Genomic DNA, 18,163 nt, shown 5'->3' on the forward strand with positions numbered 1-18,163 from the left:
TCCCAACTACTGAACAATCAGATTTTGATCATCGATCATTTGCTGAAGCACCTGTGCTTCGGTCAACCCTGCGCCGTAGTAATCCTCAAGATTGAGGTCACTCAGCACGATGGTTTGCACCGCATTCACGCCATCAGTCTTGATGTTGATATGCAGATCCGCACCGGTTTGCACCAAGTCGACAAACTGATCGGCGCTCGCGCCGTCACTCACACCCAGACCAGACAAAATCGCACTGAGATCAATGGTGTCGCTGTTGGCAGACATATCGAACCCTGCGATGGTATCGATCGTCGCATCCCCCACCGCCCCTAAACTGTCTGAGTTGAAAACAAACAGATCATCGCCACTGGTGGCAGTTAAGCTGCTGTCCCCGGTTGCCAGTAACTGCACATCCAACTCTTGGCTAAGTCCTGTCGCCGTCTGACCACCCAACTGCGCACTTGGCGTCAGTGTGAGGGTGAAACTCTCGGCGCCGGTGTAACCGGAGACAATACTGAGGTTGGCCACATCGTTAACCGGAACGAGCCATTCGCCCGACTCTTTGCTGCCAGCCGACAGGACCAAACCATCGGGTAATCCCGAAATGGTCAGATACCCTTCTTCTCCATCGGCTGGGTTAACCATGCTCATATCAAGATTGAGTGGAATGGCACCACTCGCTTCCGCCACGATGGTGACGTAATCCAGCGTCAAAATGGGCTCATCGGGTACCGGAGCTAATTCAACAACAATAGTTTGTGTTTGCGCCTCACCCAAATCTGTCGCCAGAGAACCCAACACAATGTTCTTGTCGAAAGTTTGCGCGGTCATGGTTAAGTTGAGTGTGCCAAAGGCATTGCCTGAGTAGAGTTCGATACTGCCGACCTCACTGGCTCGTACAATCACTCTTGCGATCCAACTGCCGTCACCGAGCTGAGTGAATGACGCTTCATGACCATCGGCGATGATCTTATCCAGCCCCTTCAACGCGGAAGGATCGGAGGTCAATTCAGCATGCAAGGTCAGCACAATAAACTCATCGCTGTTGGTTTCATTGCTGCTGATGGTCACAGGGATAGAGAGCGCTTCTCCTTCCGTGCCTGTGTATTGACTATCCAATCCAAAGAACTGCACATCATCACCCACCGGCAAGACGCCCACTGTCATCGTGCCAGAAGTGTGGACAATATCGGTGGTGCCGATTTCTTGCGTAATGGCATCAATAGTCAGCAAAATATCGCCACTGAAATCCAGCGGAGGCAGAAGATAGAGTTCACCCAGTCGGCTTGGATCTAGCTGCCATTCACTGGTTGGCTTGCCGGCAAACGTGCCGCCATCGTGGCCATTATTTGGCAGCAGTTCATAGCTCTCGCCCACTTTGTAAACCAGCACAGCACCATCAGGCACGCCCTTGATCATCGCCGATAAGGTCTCTGAACCATCTTGGTCTATCAAACTGACATCCAATCCAGACAGGGCGATATAGCTATCTTCATCACCTTGAACATTGTTGGTCACGATGTTGGCTGCATCCGTTATCGGTTCAATGTGAATGGTGACGATCGATACCTTGTCTTGCGTGTCGGTTTGCGTGACGCAATCCGCAGCATCGGTAATGTTCGCGTGCACTTCCAAGGTAATATCACCACTGTAATGCGCCGGAGGGACAAGGCTGATATCGGTCAGTCGCGTCGCGTCGTTAATGGTGTACGTTCCATCACCGTTGTCGGTGAGCAAGCCAGTGTCCGCTGGAGTTTCCACTAACGTGACGCCACTTGGTACTTTGATCATCAGGCTATTGATGGTCTCTTTACCCGTTGCACTGTTACCCTCACCACTGATGGTTTGTCCCGCCTCAACGCTGTCTCCCAGTACAACACTGAGGTCTAACTGAGTGACCACATCTTCATCCATCGACGTGATCGAGGAGACCACTAAGTCGTCAACCACTGGCAGAATTTCGATATCAATGGCTTGCGTCGTAGTGACACTGTCACCATTGCAGCCAGAGGTTTCTTTGATTTCCACTTCGAGAGAAAGGCAACCCGCAAAGTCTTCATCCAAACCGGTGATTTTTAAACTCGCCATTGCTTCAGGCGGAATAACAAAGCCGACGATGTTACCGGCGCTGTCATACTCAATGGTGACCCCTTCTCCTTCAATCATCACGCCGTCTGGCAGTTTATCGGCGCTAATAAAGAATGAGAGTTCGTTATTTGGATCACTGCCAATATTGCCATCGAGCAGACCAGACAAATCGAGGTCTTCTCCTTCGTTAAACTGCAGCGCGTCATCACCCGGAGTCAGATCGCCAGGAGGCCCCACCGGATCACAGCTGCCGCCACCATCATCATGGCCGGTAAATTGCACTCGGATCGGCGCGTCGATAAAGCGGGCATCCTCCCCATCAATCACACGTGCTGAAATCACCAGATTAATAATCTCAGTATTTTGTGTCGACGAAATCGTCGCATCCTTGAGGATCAGCGCCGCCATCTCTCGCACGCTATCACTGGTTAGGCCATGCGCTGGGATCACCCAGTTTCCTGCGCCGTCTTGAGTGGCCCCATTCGGGTGCTCGACAATCAAGGTTAAGCCTGCCGGGACTTTGATAACGATATAATCAAGATACTCTGAGCCATCCACATCCATATCAACAAAACGCACCGCGTAAGTGAGATCGACGGGTCCACCTTCGGTGTTAGCCAATACTCTTGGATTGCCTTCTAAGCGTGTGTCGAGTTCAACGCGAGCATCAAAATTCACTGCGATGGTCGCATCAACATATTTCTGGTCAATGGCGCCTGTACCAGAGGTATCCTGCACCAAATAAGTCACTGGAATATCGAGCGTACCACTGAAATCCATCGGTCCTTTGGCGGTTAAACGGCCACTGGTTAACAACGATTCCAGATCGGGGGAAAGAGAGTCCAGCAAACTCGAGACGTCACAACCACCTGCCGGTATTTCAAGATAGTTACCGTCAAAATAGAGCGTAATGCCCTGCTCTGGCGCCTGAATCACGTAGCCAATCACCTCTTCGCTGCCATCGTTATCGGCTCCCAGCGAAGGCCATAAAGTAAGAGGAACGGCGTTGTCTTCCACACCCAAGGAGCTGAGCGTTGAGCCAGAGTTCTCATCCACTTGCGGCTTGATTTCAATATCTACCGTCATAGGAAACTCGCCCGAATCACCATCTGGCTCAGTGGAGATCACTTTAAGCGAGAGTTGCAATTGACCACTGTAATCCTCTGGTACTTTGAGATACAAGTTGGCCAAATCGCTATTAGTCACTTGATAAATGATCCCTGTGATTGGGTCTTCACCCGAGATCGGCAAACTCACCGGCTGCCCAGCAGCATCCACGAGCATCACGCCATCAGGAATGCCCGTGATCAAAATGTTGATCACTTCGGAGCCATCGTCATCTGAAGTCACCAAGACAAAATCAAGCGGGATCAATTGATCTTCGATGAAATCGACCTGATTACTGATCACTTTTGTTTCTGCGTCATAACGCCAGTGGCCCTCTCCACCATCGACCGCCAACGGTTCATCAACCACGCCAGTGAGACGAATGGTGATGGTCTCTGTCACACTGTTGGCGCTTGGGTTTACAGGCACTAATCCATCAACATTGGACTCCACCGCAACTGCGGTGACTTTGACGCTCAACGTTTCGGTCACTGAACTGATATCTTCTTTCGGCACCAGATAGATGTGACCAGCCACCAGCTCAGCATCCGAGAACCAATACGTCCCATCTTCGAGCCTTAAGGAAGTGCCCCCTTCGACGCTCCAACCCTCTGCCACTTCAAGCTTGTAGTAGAGCGTTTCAGAACCATCCGTATCGTTAAGATGTCCTTTAATGGCATCGTGGAGGTTCAACGGCTGATCTTCTAAGCCCGCAATGTTTTTCACAGATAGCGACGGCGTATCGGCATCCGGTCGGACATTTATGGTCACTTGCTGAGAAGCAACTGCGGTTTGATCGCTTGGACTGGCAAAGCTACTACCCGCTTCCGTTGCTATGGCGGTGACCGTAAAGGTGAATTGTCCAGAAATATTGGTGTCAGATCGAATCGTCATGCGATTCAACTCTTCTTCGCTATAGGCGGTGGTTTCGTTGACTTGGCTGCCATCGAGCCAAACGGTAATTCCCGCAGGAATGCCGGAGATCAGATAACTGAGGCTCTCGGAACTGTCGCTGTCGACAAGATCGGCGTTCAACGTCAACGTTAATGGCTCTGAACTGTCTTCAACAAGGGTGTAGTCATACTGTGAATCGGCTTGCCATGTCGGTACATCCGCAACGGGGAACACATTGACATTAATGGTATCCGCCAAGGTTTGGTTCCCAGACGCACTCGTAATAATAGCTGTCACAGCAAGCGTGATGGTAGCGGTGTTACTGGCTAAGTGGGTTGCAGGTTGATAAGTCAACGCACCCGACACCGTCACTTGGTTGCCACTCAGTACCAACTGACTACCCGAGAGAATGACTTTGCCACCCACCGCATTGAGCGCGAGGCCATCGAGATATAAGGTGCCTCCTTGCAGAGAGTTGGCATCAATCTCTATTGAGTCCACCACTTCTCCTTGATCGCGATCGCCCAGCGCAACGACGATGGAAAGTGTCCCTTGTTCATCTTCACGCATCTCGAGATCTTCAACGCGCAAGATTCCCGCCGTATCATCCAAGACCAACGTTGCGGTGCTGGTCACTTGGTCACCGTCGCCATCTATAACGACATAGCTTACCGTGTCCGAAATCGCAGGAACCGTGGTCACATTTGGGTTGGTGGTTAGTTCAAATGTGCCATCTTGATGCACGACTAATGTGCCGTACACCTCGCTTGGTACATTCGGGTTAACGAGCTGAATGGTCACTGGCGTGCCATCCGCCGAGAGCGGATAGGTTGTACCGCGATACGTAACGCTGCTGATTTCAGCGCCATCGGCACCCATCACTGATTCAGGCAGCAAGTTGGTGGTGTAACTGTCTCCTTCCACCAGCTCGACACTGGTGTTTTGTGCAATAGGCACATCATCGCTCACCGTCACGGTTAAAGTTTCGGTGGAGGAGATGTCGCCATCAGCATCGATGACCCATATTTCAAAAGGCAAATCGAGTAAGTTGGTGCCGTTGCCATCAGGGTGATCAAGCGCCCCTTGTAATGAAAAATCGACCTTACCATTGTTATTGGGACGGATTTTAAACACCACTTCCCCTGCACTGTTTTTGGCAATAAACCAGCCGTTGCTGTTTTGCGCGTGCAGTGTGATGGCTAAGCCACCGCTGGTGAACCCGTGTGCATTAAACGCCGCGACATCAATTTGAATGTCGGCGACGTCATCGCTGCCGCCATCGATGCTCAAAACATGCTTAACGCTTTCTACACCCGATTCGGAGCCATCATCGACAATGCCATGTTCATCGACAGTAACCTTGCCTGCCACCGTCAGCACTGGCGTTTCGCCATCAAAGATGATCAAGGTGCTATTGCTGGTCACTGAGGTGCCGTCGGTATCCGTCGCGGTGACGGGTAATGCAACACTCAATTGTTTATCGTTGGTCAGTTTGCTGTGATCAACGGGCAAATTGAGATGCACCGACAGTGTGACCTGATTGGTGCTATCTGGCGCAAAGTTTACGCCATCCGGCAACTGCACAGAGAATACCGCCGTGCCATCACTGAGAATGGCATCATAACTGCCATCACCGTTCACACGCCAAACCAACGCCTCACCGTTATGGGTAAGCGCATTATTGTTGCGATCCACCACTGCTTGACCATTGCTCACTGACAACGTCACCGCAACGATAGGGTCGGTGTCTGCCGATACCACCAGATTCACACTGGCTTCGCTGGTGATGCCCGCGGGAATCAGATTATCTTTCGGCAGCTCAGTCACCACTAAAGTCGCCGACGTCAGCTCACCTTGATGACCGTCTTGGATTTCGATGTCTAAAGGCAAACGCTGTATGTCGCCATCTGTATCGCGGATGGTGATCACGAGAGGAATCGCGTCAATCTCATCTTCATCATGCTGATCTAAGGCTCGATAAAGAATGAAATCGTAGTTAATCAGTGAGTTGTTTTCTGCATTTGGCTCTTGAATATGCACTTCAAATACCAAATGGTTCAGATCCCCAATATAAGCTTGAAGCGTGTTACCATCTGGAGAAACCACATACGAAATCTCCTCACCGCCACTGGTTAAGGTTGGCTGACCAGCCAAATCGAAATACAGCTCAGCGATCGGATCACTGCCCACGGTGACGTTCACCGTACCGTTGTCGACAAGACTGGATTGGGTTAACAGCCCTTCTTCATTAAGGAACACCCCATCACTATTGGCGAGCGTAGGGTTAGCGCCATCGTTGATATGCCATACAAAATCACCGGAAATCAACGCGGTACCATCACTGTCGGTGCCTGTGATGGTGACTGGTAAACGAGTCACATCGTCACCATTTGCTTGATTGATCGGACGATTCAACGTCAGTGTTAGGGTGGCTTGTACGTCGCTGCCGCTGAGCACCGCACCGCTGATGGCAAGGGTAAAAATCACCTCACCGCCCGTCGAACTGGCGGTAATGGTTTTCCCATCGCTGCTCAGTTGGTAGCTCAACTCGAGCAAACTTTCCCCACTGGTCAGGTTCAATGCATCAAAATCCAGCAGCGCAGATTCATCAAAACGCAACGAGTCCGGATCAGGATTATCCGAACCGCCCTTCACATGAATGGTGCTGTTCACCACCTGCGCATCCGCCATGATTAGAGGCTCAGTCACCGTTTGATTGCTCGATTCAATGCGTCCAGCTTCCCCATCACGAATATCGATCACCACATTGGCGGAGTCGTAATCGTAGCTTTTATCCCCTGCGATGTAGGAAAACGTCACTTGCTGGCTTTGGTTATGGTCGAGATCTCGGCTGACCGCCATGGTCCAACGACCATCAGAATAGATAGTAAGGATGCCCTCTGGCAGCGTTAAGCTCAGTGGTGCGCTTTGCGAAACCACATGCGTTTCACCGTTAATCAAAATGCTTTTCACCAGCAGTGGCGCATCAAGGTCAAAATCGTTGGCAAGCAGGTTACCAAACTCATTGTGCCCTTCCGTTGCTAGGTAATGGTCATCAAACGAAATCGGTTGAGAGTCGAGCACGACGATGGAAACGGGGGCAACGACGGTTTCACTGGTGCCATCGGCATCCGTTTGTGTTGCTTGAATCAACAACGAGGTGTGCGTTGCATCCAAGTCGCGAATTTCATCGATCGGCTTTTTCAGGCTGATCTTCACTTGCTCACCCACTATCTCGGCCGTCAACACCTGCTGGCCATCCGTGCGAGTGGCCGTCAATGTTTGACCATCGGGCGAAATGACCACGGTTAATGCCAAGCCTTGCGAAGTCAAAGAAGCAAACGCACTTTGATCGCTGTGGAACGTAAAATCACCAAACTGAATATTGAGATCAACCGTCGCATTTTGCTCACCTAGAATGCCGACGAGCGCCTCAACAAACACGGCGCCGTCTGGGTAGATCACCGTTGGCATGCCGTCGTTAGCTGGGTTACCAGCCAAATCTGTTACGTCAGCTTGAATTTGCCACTCACGGTTTTGATCTAAAGTCGCAATATCCACGCCTTCAACCTGCCATGAGCCGCTGGCGCTGACTAAGGTGGTGTAAGTCAGCGTGTTCACCCCATCGCTGATCGTCACCGTGACGGTTTGATTTTCTTCCGCAGTGGTCGTGCCCTGAAGGGTTGTTAAGCTGCCAGAGCGAAAATCTACCACGCTCAAGCCATCGAGTGTATCGATGTCAATTTGTGGTGGCAAAGTATCAATCACATGCACCGAATCACTGGCCGTCGCCACGTTGCCCGCCACATCACTGACCGACGCTGTCACCACAATCGGCCCGTCAGCAAGGCTAGAGAGATCCGCATCGGCAACGTCCCAGCGTCCGTTTACCACCGTGGTGCTAAACGTCAGCACTTTGCCCGCTTGATCCGTCACCGTGACGGAAACCGTTTGTCCCTCTTCGACAAAAAAGACGCGACCAAACAGATCGGTGGCGGTCACTTCAGTCGCATTGAGCAGCGCATCACTGCCTGAGGCGACATTCACGCTGATCAGTGCGCGCGTGTCTTTGACAATGGTATCGGTGTCCGTGGTGGGATTGCCTGCGACGTCAATTGTCTGCGTATGCACGGTGAGCTCACCTTCAGCAAGAGCAGAGAGATCTTCGTTAATTGACCAATTGTTGCCACTCACGGTCGTTGTGAAGGTTAAGCGATTACCGAGATGATCCACCACTTCAATGTCTATGCGCTGGCCATCTTCCACATTGCTCACTGTCCCAGCGATACCACTGGTGGTGATTTCGGCTTTATTGAAGAACTCATCGCCATTGCCTTGGAAATCGGTGTTGATCTCCGCCAAGGTGTCTTTGATGGTGGAATCACTGGCCGACACAGAATGGCCATAGACATCGTGAATTTCCGCTTCCACCGTCAGTGGCCCTTCCGCCAATGAGCTGAGATCAACCGGACTCACTTGATAGGCGTTATCGGAAACGCGGGTGGTAAAGGTCTGCACCTTTCCATCCACATCCGTGACGGTAATGGTAACGAGGCGTAAATCCTCAACATCCACTGTGTTACCGTGAATACGCACTGCGGGGACTTCAAACTGGTTTTCGTAGCCATCGCCACCATCGTCAATCACCACGGTGATCTCTGCACTATCAACCAGCGGAGGAAAGACAATCGCGTCTTCAATCACGATGGGCAGTGGCGTTAGCACCGTTTCAGTGGTGCCATCGGCATCGGTTTGCGTTCCCGCAATCATCAGGTCCGTGAGTAGGCGCTGTGCATCGCCGTGGTCCACCGGCAGGAAGAGTTGCAACTGAACTTGCGCATTGGAGGCAATATGCGCCGTCAGTAAAATTTCACCATCGGCACGGGTGGCGGTTAAGGTCAGCCCATCGGCTGAAAGCGTGGTCGTAATGCTTTGACCAAACGAAGTCAGACTTTCTAGATCCGTTTGAACCTCATGGAATCGGAATTGCGCTTGTTCCACATTGATATCGGATGTTGCGCCGCTGCTGCCAATCGCCACCGTCAAATCTTCATACACGGTCACCACATCAGGGAAAGTGAGCGTCGGCATGTCATCCACTGCACTGTTTCCAGCGGCATCGGTCACCATGGCGGTGAGTGTCCATGTCGCGCGGTTGTTCAAGGCGCTGACATCAATGGTTGCAAATTGCCAGTTCCCCGCGGCGTCCACGCTCGTGGTAACACGAATACTTTGAGTGCCATCGCTGATGGTGACCACCACCGGTTGGCCAGCTTCTGCCCCCGTAGTGGTTCCTTGCAACGCGGTGTTGGTCCCTAATTTAAACTGCAGAATGTTGAGACCATCGAGCGTATCAATATCAATGGTTGGAGCCGTGGTATCTACCGTCGCACTATCCGTTGCCGTTGCGGGGTTGCCTGCCACATCGACGGTCGAGACGGTGGCAGATATCTCGCCATCCACAAAGCCTGAAAGATCGAGATTATCGATTGCCCATGCCCCACCCACAATCGTGGTTTGCACTGTCATGGTGTTGCCTGCCGAGTCCGACAGCACCACATTCACGCTTTGGCCATCTTCGATATGACTAACCAAACCGCTGACTTTGACCGAAGTCAACTCTGCTGGATTCAATAAGTCGTCATCACCACTGTCAATCTCAACCGTAATGGACGCTTGAGTATCTTTCACTATGGTGTTGTGTGAGGTGGTAGGGTTGCCCGCGATATCAATGGTTTGAGCATGCACCGCCAGCTCACCATCACTTAACGTGCTTAAATCAACATCCAGAGACCATTGGTCGCCCGATACCACCGTGGTAAAAGTCAGTCGTCCGCCTTGTCCATCTATGATTTCAATATTGATGGTTTGCCCATCTTCCACGTTGGCCACGTGGCCATTGAGCGTGGTGGTGGCCACTTCAAACTGATTTAAAAATGCATCCCCTTGGCCATCAAAGGCGACATCAATTTCAGCTAATGTGTCTTTGATGGTGGTGTCGTTGGCGGTGATGACTTTGCCATAGGCGTCATGAATTTCTGCCTCGACCGTCAGCGGCCCTTCGGCAAGCGAGCTCAAATCGACGGGGAAAAACTGATATTGGTTGTTCTCCACTCGGGTGGTGAGAGTGAGTGTCGCACCCAACGAATCGGTCACGGTAATGGTGACTAAACGCAGATCCTGAACATCCACTGTGTTGCCGTGAATCCGTGTGCCTGGTACTTCGAGAGCATTTTCGTAACCATCGCCACCATCGTCGATGGTGACCGTCAACGACGCGCTGTCCACCAACGGCGGGAAGACTATCGCGTCCTCAATCACAATCGGTAACGGCGCAATCACCGTTTCCGTGGTGCCATCGGCATCCGTTTGGGTACCTTCCAACAAAATTTGCGTCAGCAAGCGTTGTGCTTCGCCATGATCAACCGGCAAAAAGAGGGACAACTTAACTTGGCTATTGGTTTCAATCGCAGCGGTCAATACCGTTGCCCCATCGCCACGCACAAGGCTTAAGGATAGGCCATCGGTTGAAATCACCACTGACACGGATTGACCAAGGGAGGTAAGTGCGGCGAGATCCGACTGCGTGTCATGGAAAGTAAACTGGGCGTTTTCAATATTGATCTCCGACAGCGCCTCGCTGCTGTCGAGAATCACGGCTAAGTCTTCCCACAACGCGACGGTGTCTGGAATATCCAGCGTTGGCGTCTCATCGGTGGCGCTATTGCCTGCGGCATCGGTCACCGTGGCGGTTAAGCTCCAACTTTTCGCAGCATCCAGCGCACTGACATCGATGGAGGAAAACGACCACACGCCAGCCGCATCCACGGTTGTTGTCACCGAAATGGTCTGAGTGCCGTCGCTGATGGTCACCACGACTGGCTGTCCGGGCTCAGCCCCAGTGGTACTGCCTTGCAGTGCAGTTTCTGTTCCTTGCTTAAATTGCACAATCTCAAGGCCAGTTAAGGTATCAATGTCGATCGTGGGCGCGGTGGTATCCACAATCGCCGTATCTTCTGCTGTGGCAGGGTTACCCGCCACATCGATGGTACTGGCGGTGGCACGAATTTCGCCATCAGTAAGAGAGGAAAGGTCGAGATCTTTGAGTGACCACGCACCCGAGACGACAACAGTAGTGAACACTAACTTCGCACCAGAGGCATCCGTCACCACCACTTGCACCGCTTGACCATCTTCAACATGGCTGACGACGCCAGAAAGCGTCACAGCACTCAGTTCGGTCGGATTCAGTGCCTCATCCTCGCCACTGTCGATGACGATGGTAATCGCCGCTTGCGTATCTTTAACAATGGTGTCACTCGCGGTGGTCACATTACCGGCAACGTCGATGGTCTGCGTATTGAGCGTCAATTCGCCATCCACCAGCGATGAAAGATCGGCTTCGATTGTCCACGTATTGCCCGCCACAAGAGTCGAGAACCTTAAGGTGTTCCCTAGAGCATCGATCACCTCGATATCAATGCGCTGACCGTCTTCTACCTCGGTGACTCGGCCTGTCAGTACAGTTTTGCTCACTTCAAACTGATTGAGAAACTCATCGCCATTGCCTTCAAACTCCGCGGTGATGTCTGCCAAGGTATCCTTGATGGTGCTATCGGTGGCTTGAATGGTCTTGCCATAGACATCGTCGATATGAGCCTCGACGCTCAACGGCCCTTCGGCTAAGCCCGTCAAGTCAACTGGTGAGATTTGGTAACGGTTGTTTTCTACTCGAGTGGTGAATGTCAGCGTATTGCCATCCACATCGGTCACAGTGATCGTTACTAATCGGAGATTTTCCACATCGGTTGTGGTGCCATGAATGACGACGGCGGGGACTTCTTGCGCGTTCTCGTAGCCATCGCCACCGTCATCGATGGTGACGGTGATCGCCGCGCTGTCAACCAGTGGAGGAAAAACGATCGCATCGCCAATCACCACCGCCACCGGCACAACCACCGTTTCGGTTGTACCATCACTGTCGGTTTGCGTACCTTGAATCATCAGCTCCGTCAGTAAGCGTTGGGTGTCTCCGTGATCGACTGGCAAAAAGAGTTGAATTTTGACTTCTTGATTATTGACAATGCTGGCCGACAACACCACTTGACCATCGGCTCGCACCGCCGAAAGAGAAAGACCATCGGCAGAGATGACCACAGAAATGGATTGACCAAGCGAGGTCAGCGAAGACAAGCTGCTTTGCTCGTCGATGAAAGTGAAATCGGCATTATCGATATTGATTGGCGAAAGCGCGTCACTGCTGCCAAGAACAACGGCAATATCTTCATTGACGTTGACCACATCAGGCACAATCAGGCTAGGCATATCGTCGCTTGCGCGGTTGCCAGCGAGATCCGTCACCGTTGCGTTCAATTGCCATTCCAAATTGGCATCTAACACCGAAAGGTCAATACTGTCGAACGACCAATTGCCAGCCGCATCAACGTGGGTGAGCGCTTCAACCGTATTCACCCCATCGGTGATGGTGACCAAAACTGGCTGTCCAGCTTCTGCGCCCGTGGTGGTGCCTTGCAAGGCCGTGTCCGCCCCAGATTTAAAATCGATGATCCGCAGACCGGTTAAGGTATCAATATCGATGGTAGGAAAAATGGTATCTAGCCCTGCGCTATCGGTCGCGACAGCGGGGTTACCCGCAACATCTTTCGTCACCGCCAGCACGCGAAAATCACCATCGGCAAACTGAGAAACATCGATATTATCGATCGACCATTGATTGCCCGACACAGAGGTAGTAAACCACTGGGCATGGCCTGCCGAGTCTACTAGGACAACTCGAATCGCTTGTCCATCCTCAACATTGGCCACCTCGCCGTAGACACGGACGTTGCCACTCTCAGCATCGCTCACCAAATCATCATCGCCAGAGTCAATGGCTACCGTAATAGAAGCTTGCGTATCTTTGACAATGGTATCGCTTGCACTGGCAGGATTGCCTGCCATGTCGATGGTTTGAGCATGAATGGTCAGTGGGCCTTCCGCAAGGCTGCTTAAATCTTCATTGATCGACCAGGTTCCACCATTGACCGTAGTGGTAAAACGTAAGGTTTGGCCCAAGCTATCGATCACTTCGATATCAATGCGCTGCCCATCTTCAACATGGCTAACAGTGCCTGTCAGGCCCGAGGCAGAGATTTCAAAACGGTTAAAGAACTCATCGCCTCGGCCATCAAACTCGGTGGTGATCTCCGCTAAAGTATCTTTGATTGTGGTGTCAGAGGCTTGAATAAAGTTGTCGAGTTCATCGGTAATGGTTGCGGTGACGGTCAAGGTGCCTTCATCAAACCCACTGGCATCAATGCCTTCAACGCGGTACTCACCTTGAAAAACCGTGGCGCTAAATACTTGCTGTTGACCGGAAGCATCGGACAAAACCAACTGAACGATGCGGCCATCCTCAACGTCTGTCGTGGTACCGAAAATCGCAATGCTCGGCACTTCCAGCGCATTTTCGTAACCATCGCCACCATCGGCAATCATCACCGTGATCGTGGCGTCGTCATCCAAGAGATAAAATTGCGCATCTGGGCTTTCACGCTCGGGCGTGTTTTCATAATCTGTCGGCAGCGTGTCATAACCGGATTGAGCCAACACCTCACGCAGTTCAGGGCGAATGAAACCGAATAAGCTCGCGCTTTCAGAAGAAAGGTCCTGATCCGAAGATGGCGCATCGTTTGGCGTTGTAGGGCGTTGGTACACTGGCTCTGCGTCAATAGGATCGTCAATGTTAACGGCATCACTATCATTGATGGGTAGCGGTGTTTCTTTAACGTACTTCACCGTTGGGTCAACCACCTCGTCGGCTTGTACGGCAACCCACTGACCGTCCGGCATAATTTTCCAAACTACGCCATCAATTTCGATATAAAGTACCGGTTTCATTGTCATTTCCCTATGCCACTGCGCTTACTGATACTAATTTAATTTATGCAGCAGTATCAAACAAGAAAGAACCTCTATTTAAACCTATGTTTTTTAAAATCAAAACAACGAAAGCACCACATTTCACCCAAAGAGTCATAACCATTTGGTCACCACGAAGCGGCCACTGGACACTTCCATTGTTGATAAGCTCGGACTGAATTTTTAAAACCGTGACGATGCTACCCTACTTAATGGGTGTATCCAACTGAATTAGAAGCAAAAAAAATCCCTCAACCGAAGTTGAGGGATTAGGGGTTAGCACTTTCTATGCTTTTTTATTCGGCATTGGAAGAATCTCAAACAAGCCATCAAACTCATCTAAACATTCCGACAATGCTTTTATCAGTTGGGCATCCCCTTTCAGGGTTGCCTTTCCTTCTTTCACTAGCTTATCTAACGTTGTTTTGCCTAGTACAATTTGCGTTAAGTCGCTCTTACTGATGGATAGAGTCACATCGGTATTCGGTAACTTATCCACTTGAATGTTGGCCATGTTCGCGTTGGACACTTCACCGTAGTAATGCTCTTTCAGCTCTGGGTGTGATACACCAAAGCGGAAATCCAGCCCCGCTTGCTCTGCTTTCGTCGCGTTTAACTTCACCGCTAAGAAATCAAGGAACATCCCCGTTGGAGTGTTGGCAATCACATCGGCCGACGCTGCTTTCATGGATGGGCGAATTTCTCCGGTTCTCAACTCAACCGCGCCTTGCAGATACGAGTTGCGCCACGCCATGGTTTCCGACTGGTAGCCTTGCTGTTCAAAGCTGTCTGCTAACGCAAAACGGTATTGAATATTGTTCGGGTCACACTGAACCAAGTCGTTAAATAGCTGCGATGCTTGCTGATATTCCCCTTTGGCGAAGTGTGTTTGCCCCGCTTTGTATAGCGTTTGTGCCCCAGCGGCTTCCACGTAAACGCACGATTTATCCTGAGTCGCCAGTGGGTTTGTGTTCACCGGGTTCATATCGTGATAGCCAAGATACAAGTTCACCACAGCTCGAGCGTTATGGCTGTAGGAGCCATGGTAACCATTGGTGTGCCAGGTTTCTTTTTGCGTTTGAGGCACAATTTTCTCAATCTCACGACCCACATCGTGAATGGTCACGCCATGATTTGCTAAGCGCATCGACTGGTTATGAATAAAGCCATAGTTGTCGCGCTGTAGGGTCATGTATTGTGAAATCTCATTCACCTCAGTGTTCGGATCATTCCACACTGGCGCTGAGTGCGCGGCGTGAATGTTGTCCACCAAACCGCTGTCGACAAAACGCAGTTTCAGCTCGGTGAGGTATTTGGTCCACGCCAAGGAATCGCGTACTTTCGCACCACGGAAAGTGTAGATGTTATGCATGCCATCGAAAGTCAGCTCTGCGGTATTGAGAGAGCGATACTTAGGAACATAAAGCACGATTTCTGCTGGGGCTTCTGCGCCCGGCATGTTGATCGCGTGGAACTTGAGCCCATCAATGGTCAGCTCTTTTTCACGAGGTTGGATTTCTTGCGTAGGTGCCACCAGCGTGACTTCACCACGAGACGTACCTAAACCAAGCGCATTATCCACAATGCCTTTCGGATTGTTGTCAAGGGTGGTGCCGTATTGATAGTTGGCACGACGACTCATGGCCGTACCCGCGATGATGTTTTCATCCGCCAGCTCTTTAATGAAATCTTTCGGTGCGTAGATCGGCGCACCTTTAACAAAATCGCCAGAATCAATAATGCTTCTTGAACCACCGAAATGATCTGCGTGCATATGAGAGTAGATCATGCCGGTGATTTTGTGGCCACCCTTCACTTTAGGGAGATGCTGTTTGGCAAATTCCCACGCTGCTGCCGCCGCTTCGCGTGACAATAGTGGATCGTGAATCACGTAGCCATTGTTGGTGCGGTAAATAGTCATATTCGAGAGGTCAGCACCGCGGATTTGATAAACTCCATCCGTCACTTCATACAAGCCGCCGGCAACGTAGTTGAGCATGCCTTGACGCCAAATCGACGGATTCACCGTCTCTGGCAACTGCTCTACGTTCATTTCTGCCATATAGTGAAAACGCTGCTTGAGTTCACCAGCTTGATGGCTACCGAATTCGGCAATAAGCCCACGCTGAGTGCGCTCAAACGCCGAGGTATCATGCCAAGGCAACTGTTTTGCCAGTTCAGCATTGGCTTGTTTTGTGTGCGCCGTTGCTGGCTTACCTTGATAGTTTTCTAAGCTGGCGTAGTCCGCCGATGCGCCAAAAGAAACCATCAAAGCAAGGGTAAGGGTTGAGGGTACAAAGCGGATATTCATAACGTTATCTCTCTTAGTGCGTTGTTATGGGCATACTTTAGAAAAACAACACATAGAGATACATGCATAAATGTTTATTTAAAACATCACGATTCGCGATACTTCAACACTTCACCTTATCAAAGAATCCCTCTTATACCCAAACAACTTGAAGTTGCAGGTAGGCGGCAAATGAGTGAATCCCCATGAGCATAGATACGCTATGTGATTGGGCCGGGCTGGCGTGCCAGTGAACGAATGCAGTCAACACCGCTGCAGCTTCAAGTAGGAAGGGTATAACAGCATAATGCACGTTAGCCCTTGGGCCAGACGCGATCCAAATCTTCCGCATACAAAGCTATGGCTCTTTGATAACCCAGAATGGCTTGAGATTGGGTCGTCTCCACCAGTAGATTGAGTAGCAACGCGGTCGATTGATGATGTTTGCCCAAGTTATAAAGGCACATTGCGTAGAACGGCATCACTTCTCTTCGCTCAGGAAACTCTTGCAGCGTTTTCTCAAACCAGTTCAGTGCATCTTGATAGTCCCCTAAGCTTCTCAATGTACTGGCCAAACCAAACAGGGCTTCAAAGCGGTCATCCCCCGTCAAGTTACCTTGTATTGCCGCCAAATAGTGAGGTACCGCTTGTGATTCCAAACCTTGATTATCATAGCTCCAAGCAATATGGAGATGCGCTAGCGCTTTGTAGTGCGCGTCTTGAAGTAAGGTGGTTAATTGCGCTCGGCTTTGATCGTATTGCCCAGCTTTTCTCAATTGGATTGCGGATTGAATCACCTCATCCATGTGAACTCCCCATTATTGTGATCATCGTTGTTGAATTTTTGAATGATTGCCGTGAAACGAGCAGAGATCATTTTCCACCTCCTCTCACGGTTGAACCAAAACCTTGATTGACTCATCGCTAAAGTTCTATAAAACTTAGCTCAAAACATAACAAACTGCGATGTATTAAGGCTATGGATAACCCGATCGACTTCAACTTATTGAAAGTATTTGTCACCGTGTATCGCCACCGTTCGATCACCTTGGCGGCTGACGCCATGGGGTTAACCCAGCCCGGCGTCAGTGGCATTTTAAAACGTCTACAAGAGCAACTTGGCGTCACCCTGTTTACTCGTGATGGCCGTGGAATTGCCCCCACACACCATGCACATGAGTTGGCTAGGCAAGTTGAACCGGCGCTCAGCCAAATTCACAATGCTTTGGAAAGCCTAGAAGCCTTTCGCACCGACACCTACCGCAAGTTTGTCATTTATGCGCCAGAGCCTTTGATGCTAACACTGCTGCCTAAGATTGAAGGCGATTCGACACTGGGCAAAATCGACATCGAGCTCCAACACATGCCTTACGATGTAGACGAACAGTTTACGCGTTTGAACCAACAGCAAGCGGATCTCGCGATTGATTTTGTGCACCATTCAGCCCCTTCTTTCTATTCAGAAAAGCTGATGAATGACGAAATTTGCTTGATTGCACGGCGTGGGCACCCGCGTATTCAAGGGGCGATTAGCCGCGATGAGTATTACCAAGAGAAGCACATCACCTTAAAAATGCGTCGAGAAAATGTCTACCTCGCCGATTACTTTACCGAAGAGTTTCTCAACGTTAGACGGGTTGCGGCCGAATGCGATTCGATGGTGGCGCAGATGTCACTCGTTGCCACCAGCGATTGCATTGCCATGGTCACCCGCTCATTGGCGGAGCAATTTGCCGAGACACTGGGTCTGCAAGTTCTCCACTCTCCAATGACTGCCATTCCCATCACCTATCGGCTTCTCATCCATAACCGAGAGATCAACAGCCCTGCCAACCAATGGCTTCGTGAACGACTCAGTCGCTACTTTACTCAGTAACGACA

The 18,163-nt window shown here is 50.8% G+C and carries 4 protein-coding genes; 1 reads left to right on the forward strand and 3 read right to left on the reverse strand.

Annotated elements, in window-relative coordinates; translation table 11 throughout:
- Positions 1-6 precede the first annotated feature (6 nt).
- From LZU85_RS14870 to LZU85_RS14880, 3 genes are all read right to left on the reverse strand, one after another.
- Positions 7-13,971, reverse strand: coding sequence for a T1SS-143 repeat domain-containing protein (locus LZU85_RS14870; protein ID WP_237287489.1), 13,965 nt, complete (start codon positions 13,969-13,971; stop codon positions 7-9).
- 307 nt (positions 13,972-14,278) lie between these two features.
- Positions 14,279-16,303 (reverse strand): alkyl/aryl-sulfatase, encoded by a 2,025-nt coding sequence (locus tag LZU85_RS14875; protein WP_237287491.1) that lies wholly within the window; start codon positions 16,301-16,303, stop codon positions 14,279-14,281.
- Positions 16,304-16,596: 293 nt separating this feature from the next.
- The gene (locus LZU85_RS14880; RefSeq protein ID WP_011081799.1) at positions 16,597-17,088 is read right to left on the reverse strand and encodes a tetratricopeptide repeat protein; all 492 of its coding nucleotides are present in this window, start codon (positions 17,086-17,088) and stop codon (positions 16,597-16,599) included.
- A 173-nt stretch (positions 17,089-17,261) separates the two neighbouring features.
- On the opposite strand from LZU85_RS14880, the gene LZU85_RS14885 reads away from it, so the two are divergent.
- Positions 17,262-18,158 (forward strand): LysR family transcriptional regulator, encoded by an 897-nt coding sequence (locus LZU85_RS14885; RefSeq protein WP_011081800.1) that lies wholly within the window; start codon positions 17,262-17,264, stop codon positions 18,156-18,158.
- Positions 18,159-18,163: the final 5 nt, after the last annotated feature.

Source organism: Vibrio floridensis (assembly GCF_021852965.1).
Taxonomy (GTDB): domain Bacteria; phylum Pseudomonadota; class Gammaproteobacteria; order Enterobacterales; family Vibrionaceae; genus Vibrio; species Vibrio floridensis.

Bases quoted from the DNA above. Each gene is read 5' to 3' on its own strand.
- LZU85_RS14870 (WP_237287489.1), bottom strand. From the start codon at position 13,971: ATGAAACCGGTACTTTATATCGAAATTGATGGCGTAGTTTGGAAAATT.
- LZU85_RS14875 (WP_237287491.1), bottom strand. From the start codon at position 16,303: ATGAATATCCGCTTTGTACCCTCAACCCTTACCCTTGCTTTGATGGTT.
- LZU85_RS14880 (WP_011081799.1), bottom strand. From the start codon at position 17,088: ATGGATGAGGTGATTCAATCCGCAATCCAATTGAGAAAAGCTGGGCAA.
- LZU85_RS14885 (WP_011081800.1), top strand. From the start codon at position 17,262: ATGGATAACCCGATCGACTTCAACTTATTGAAAGTATTTGTCACCGTG.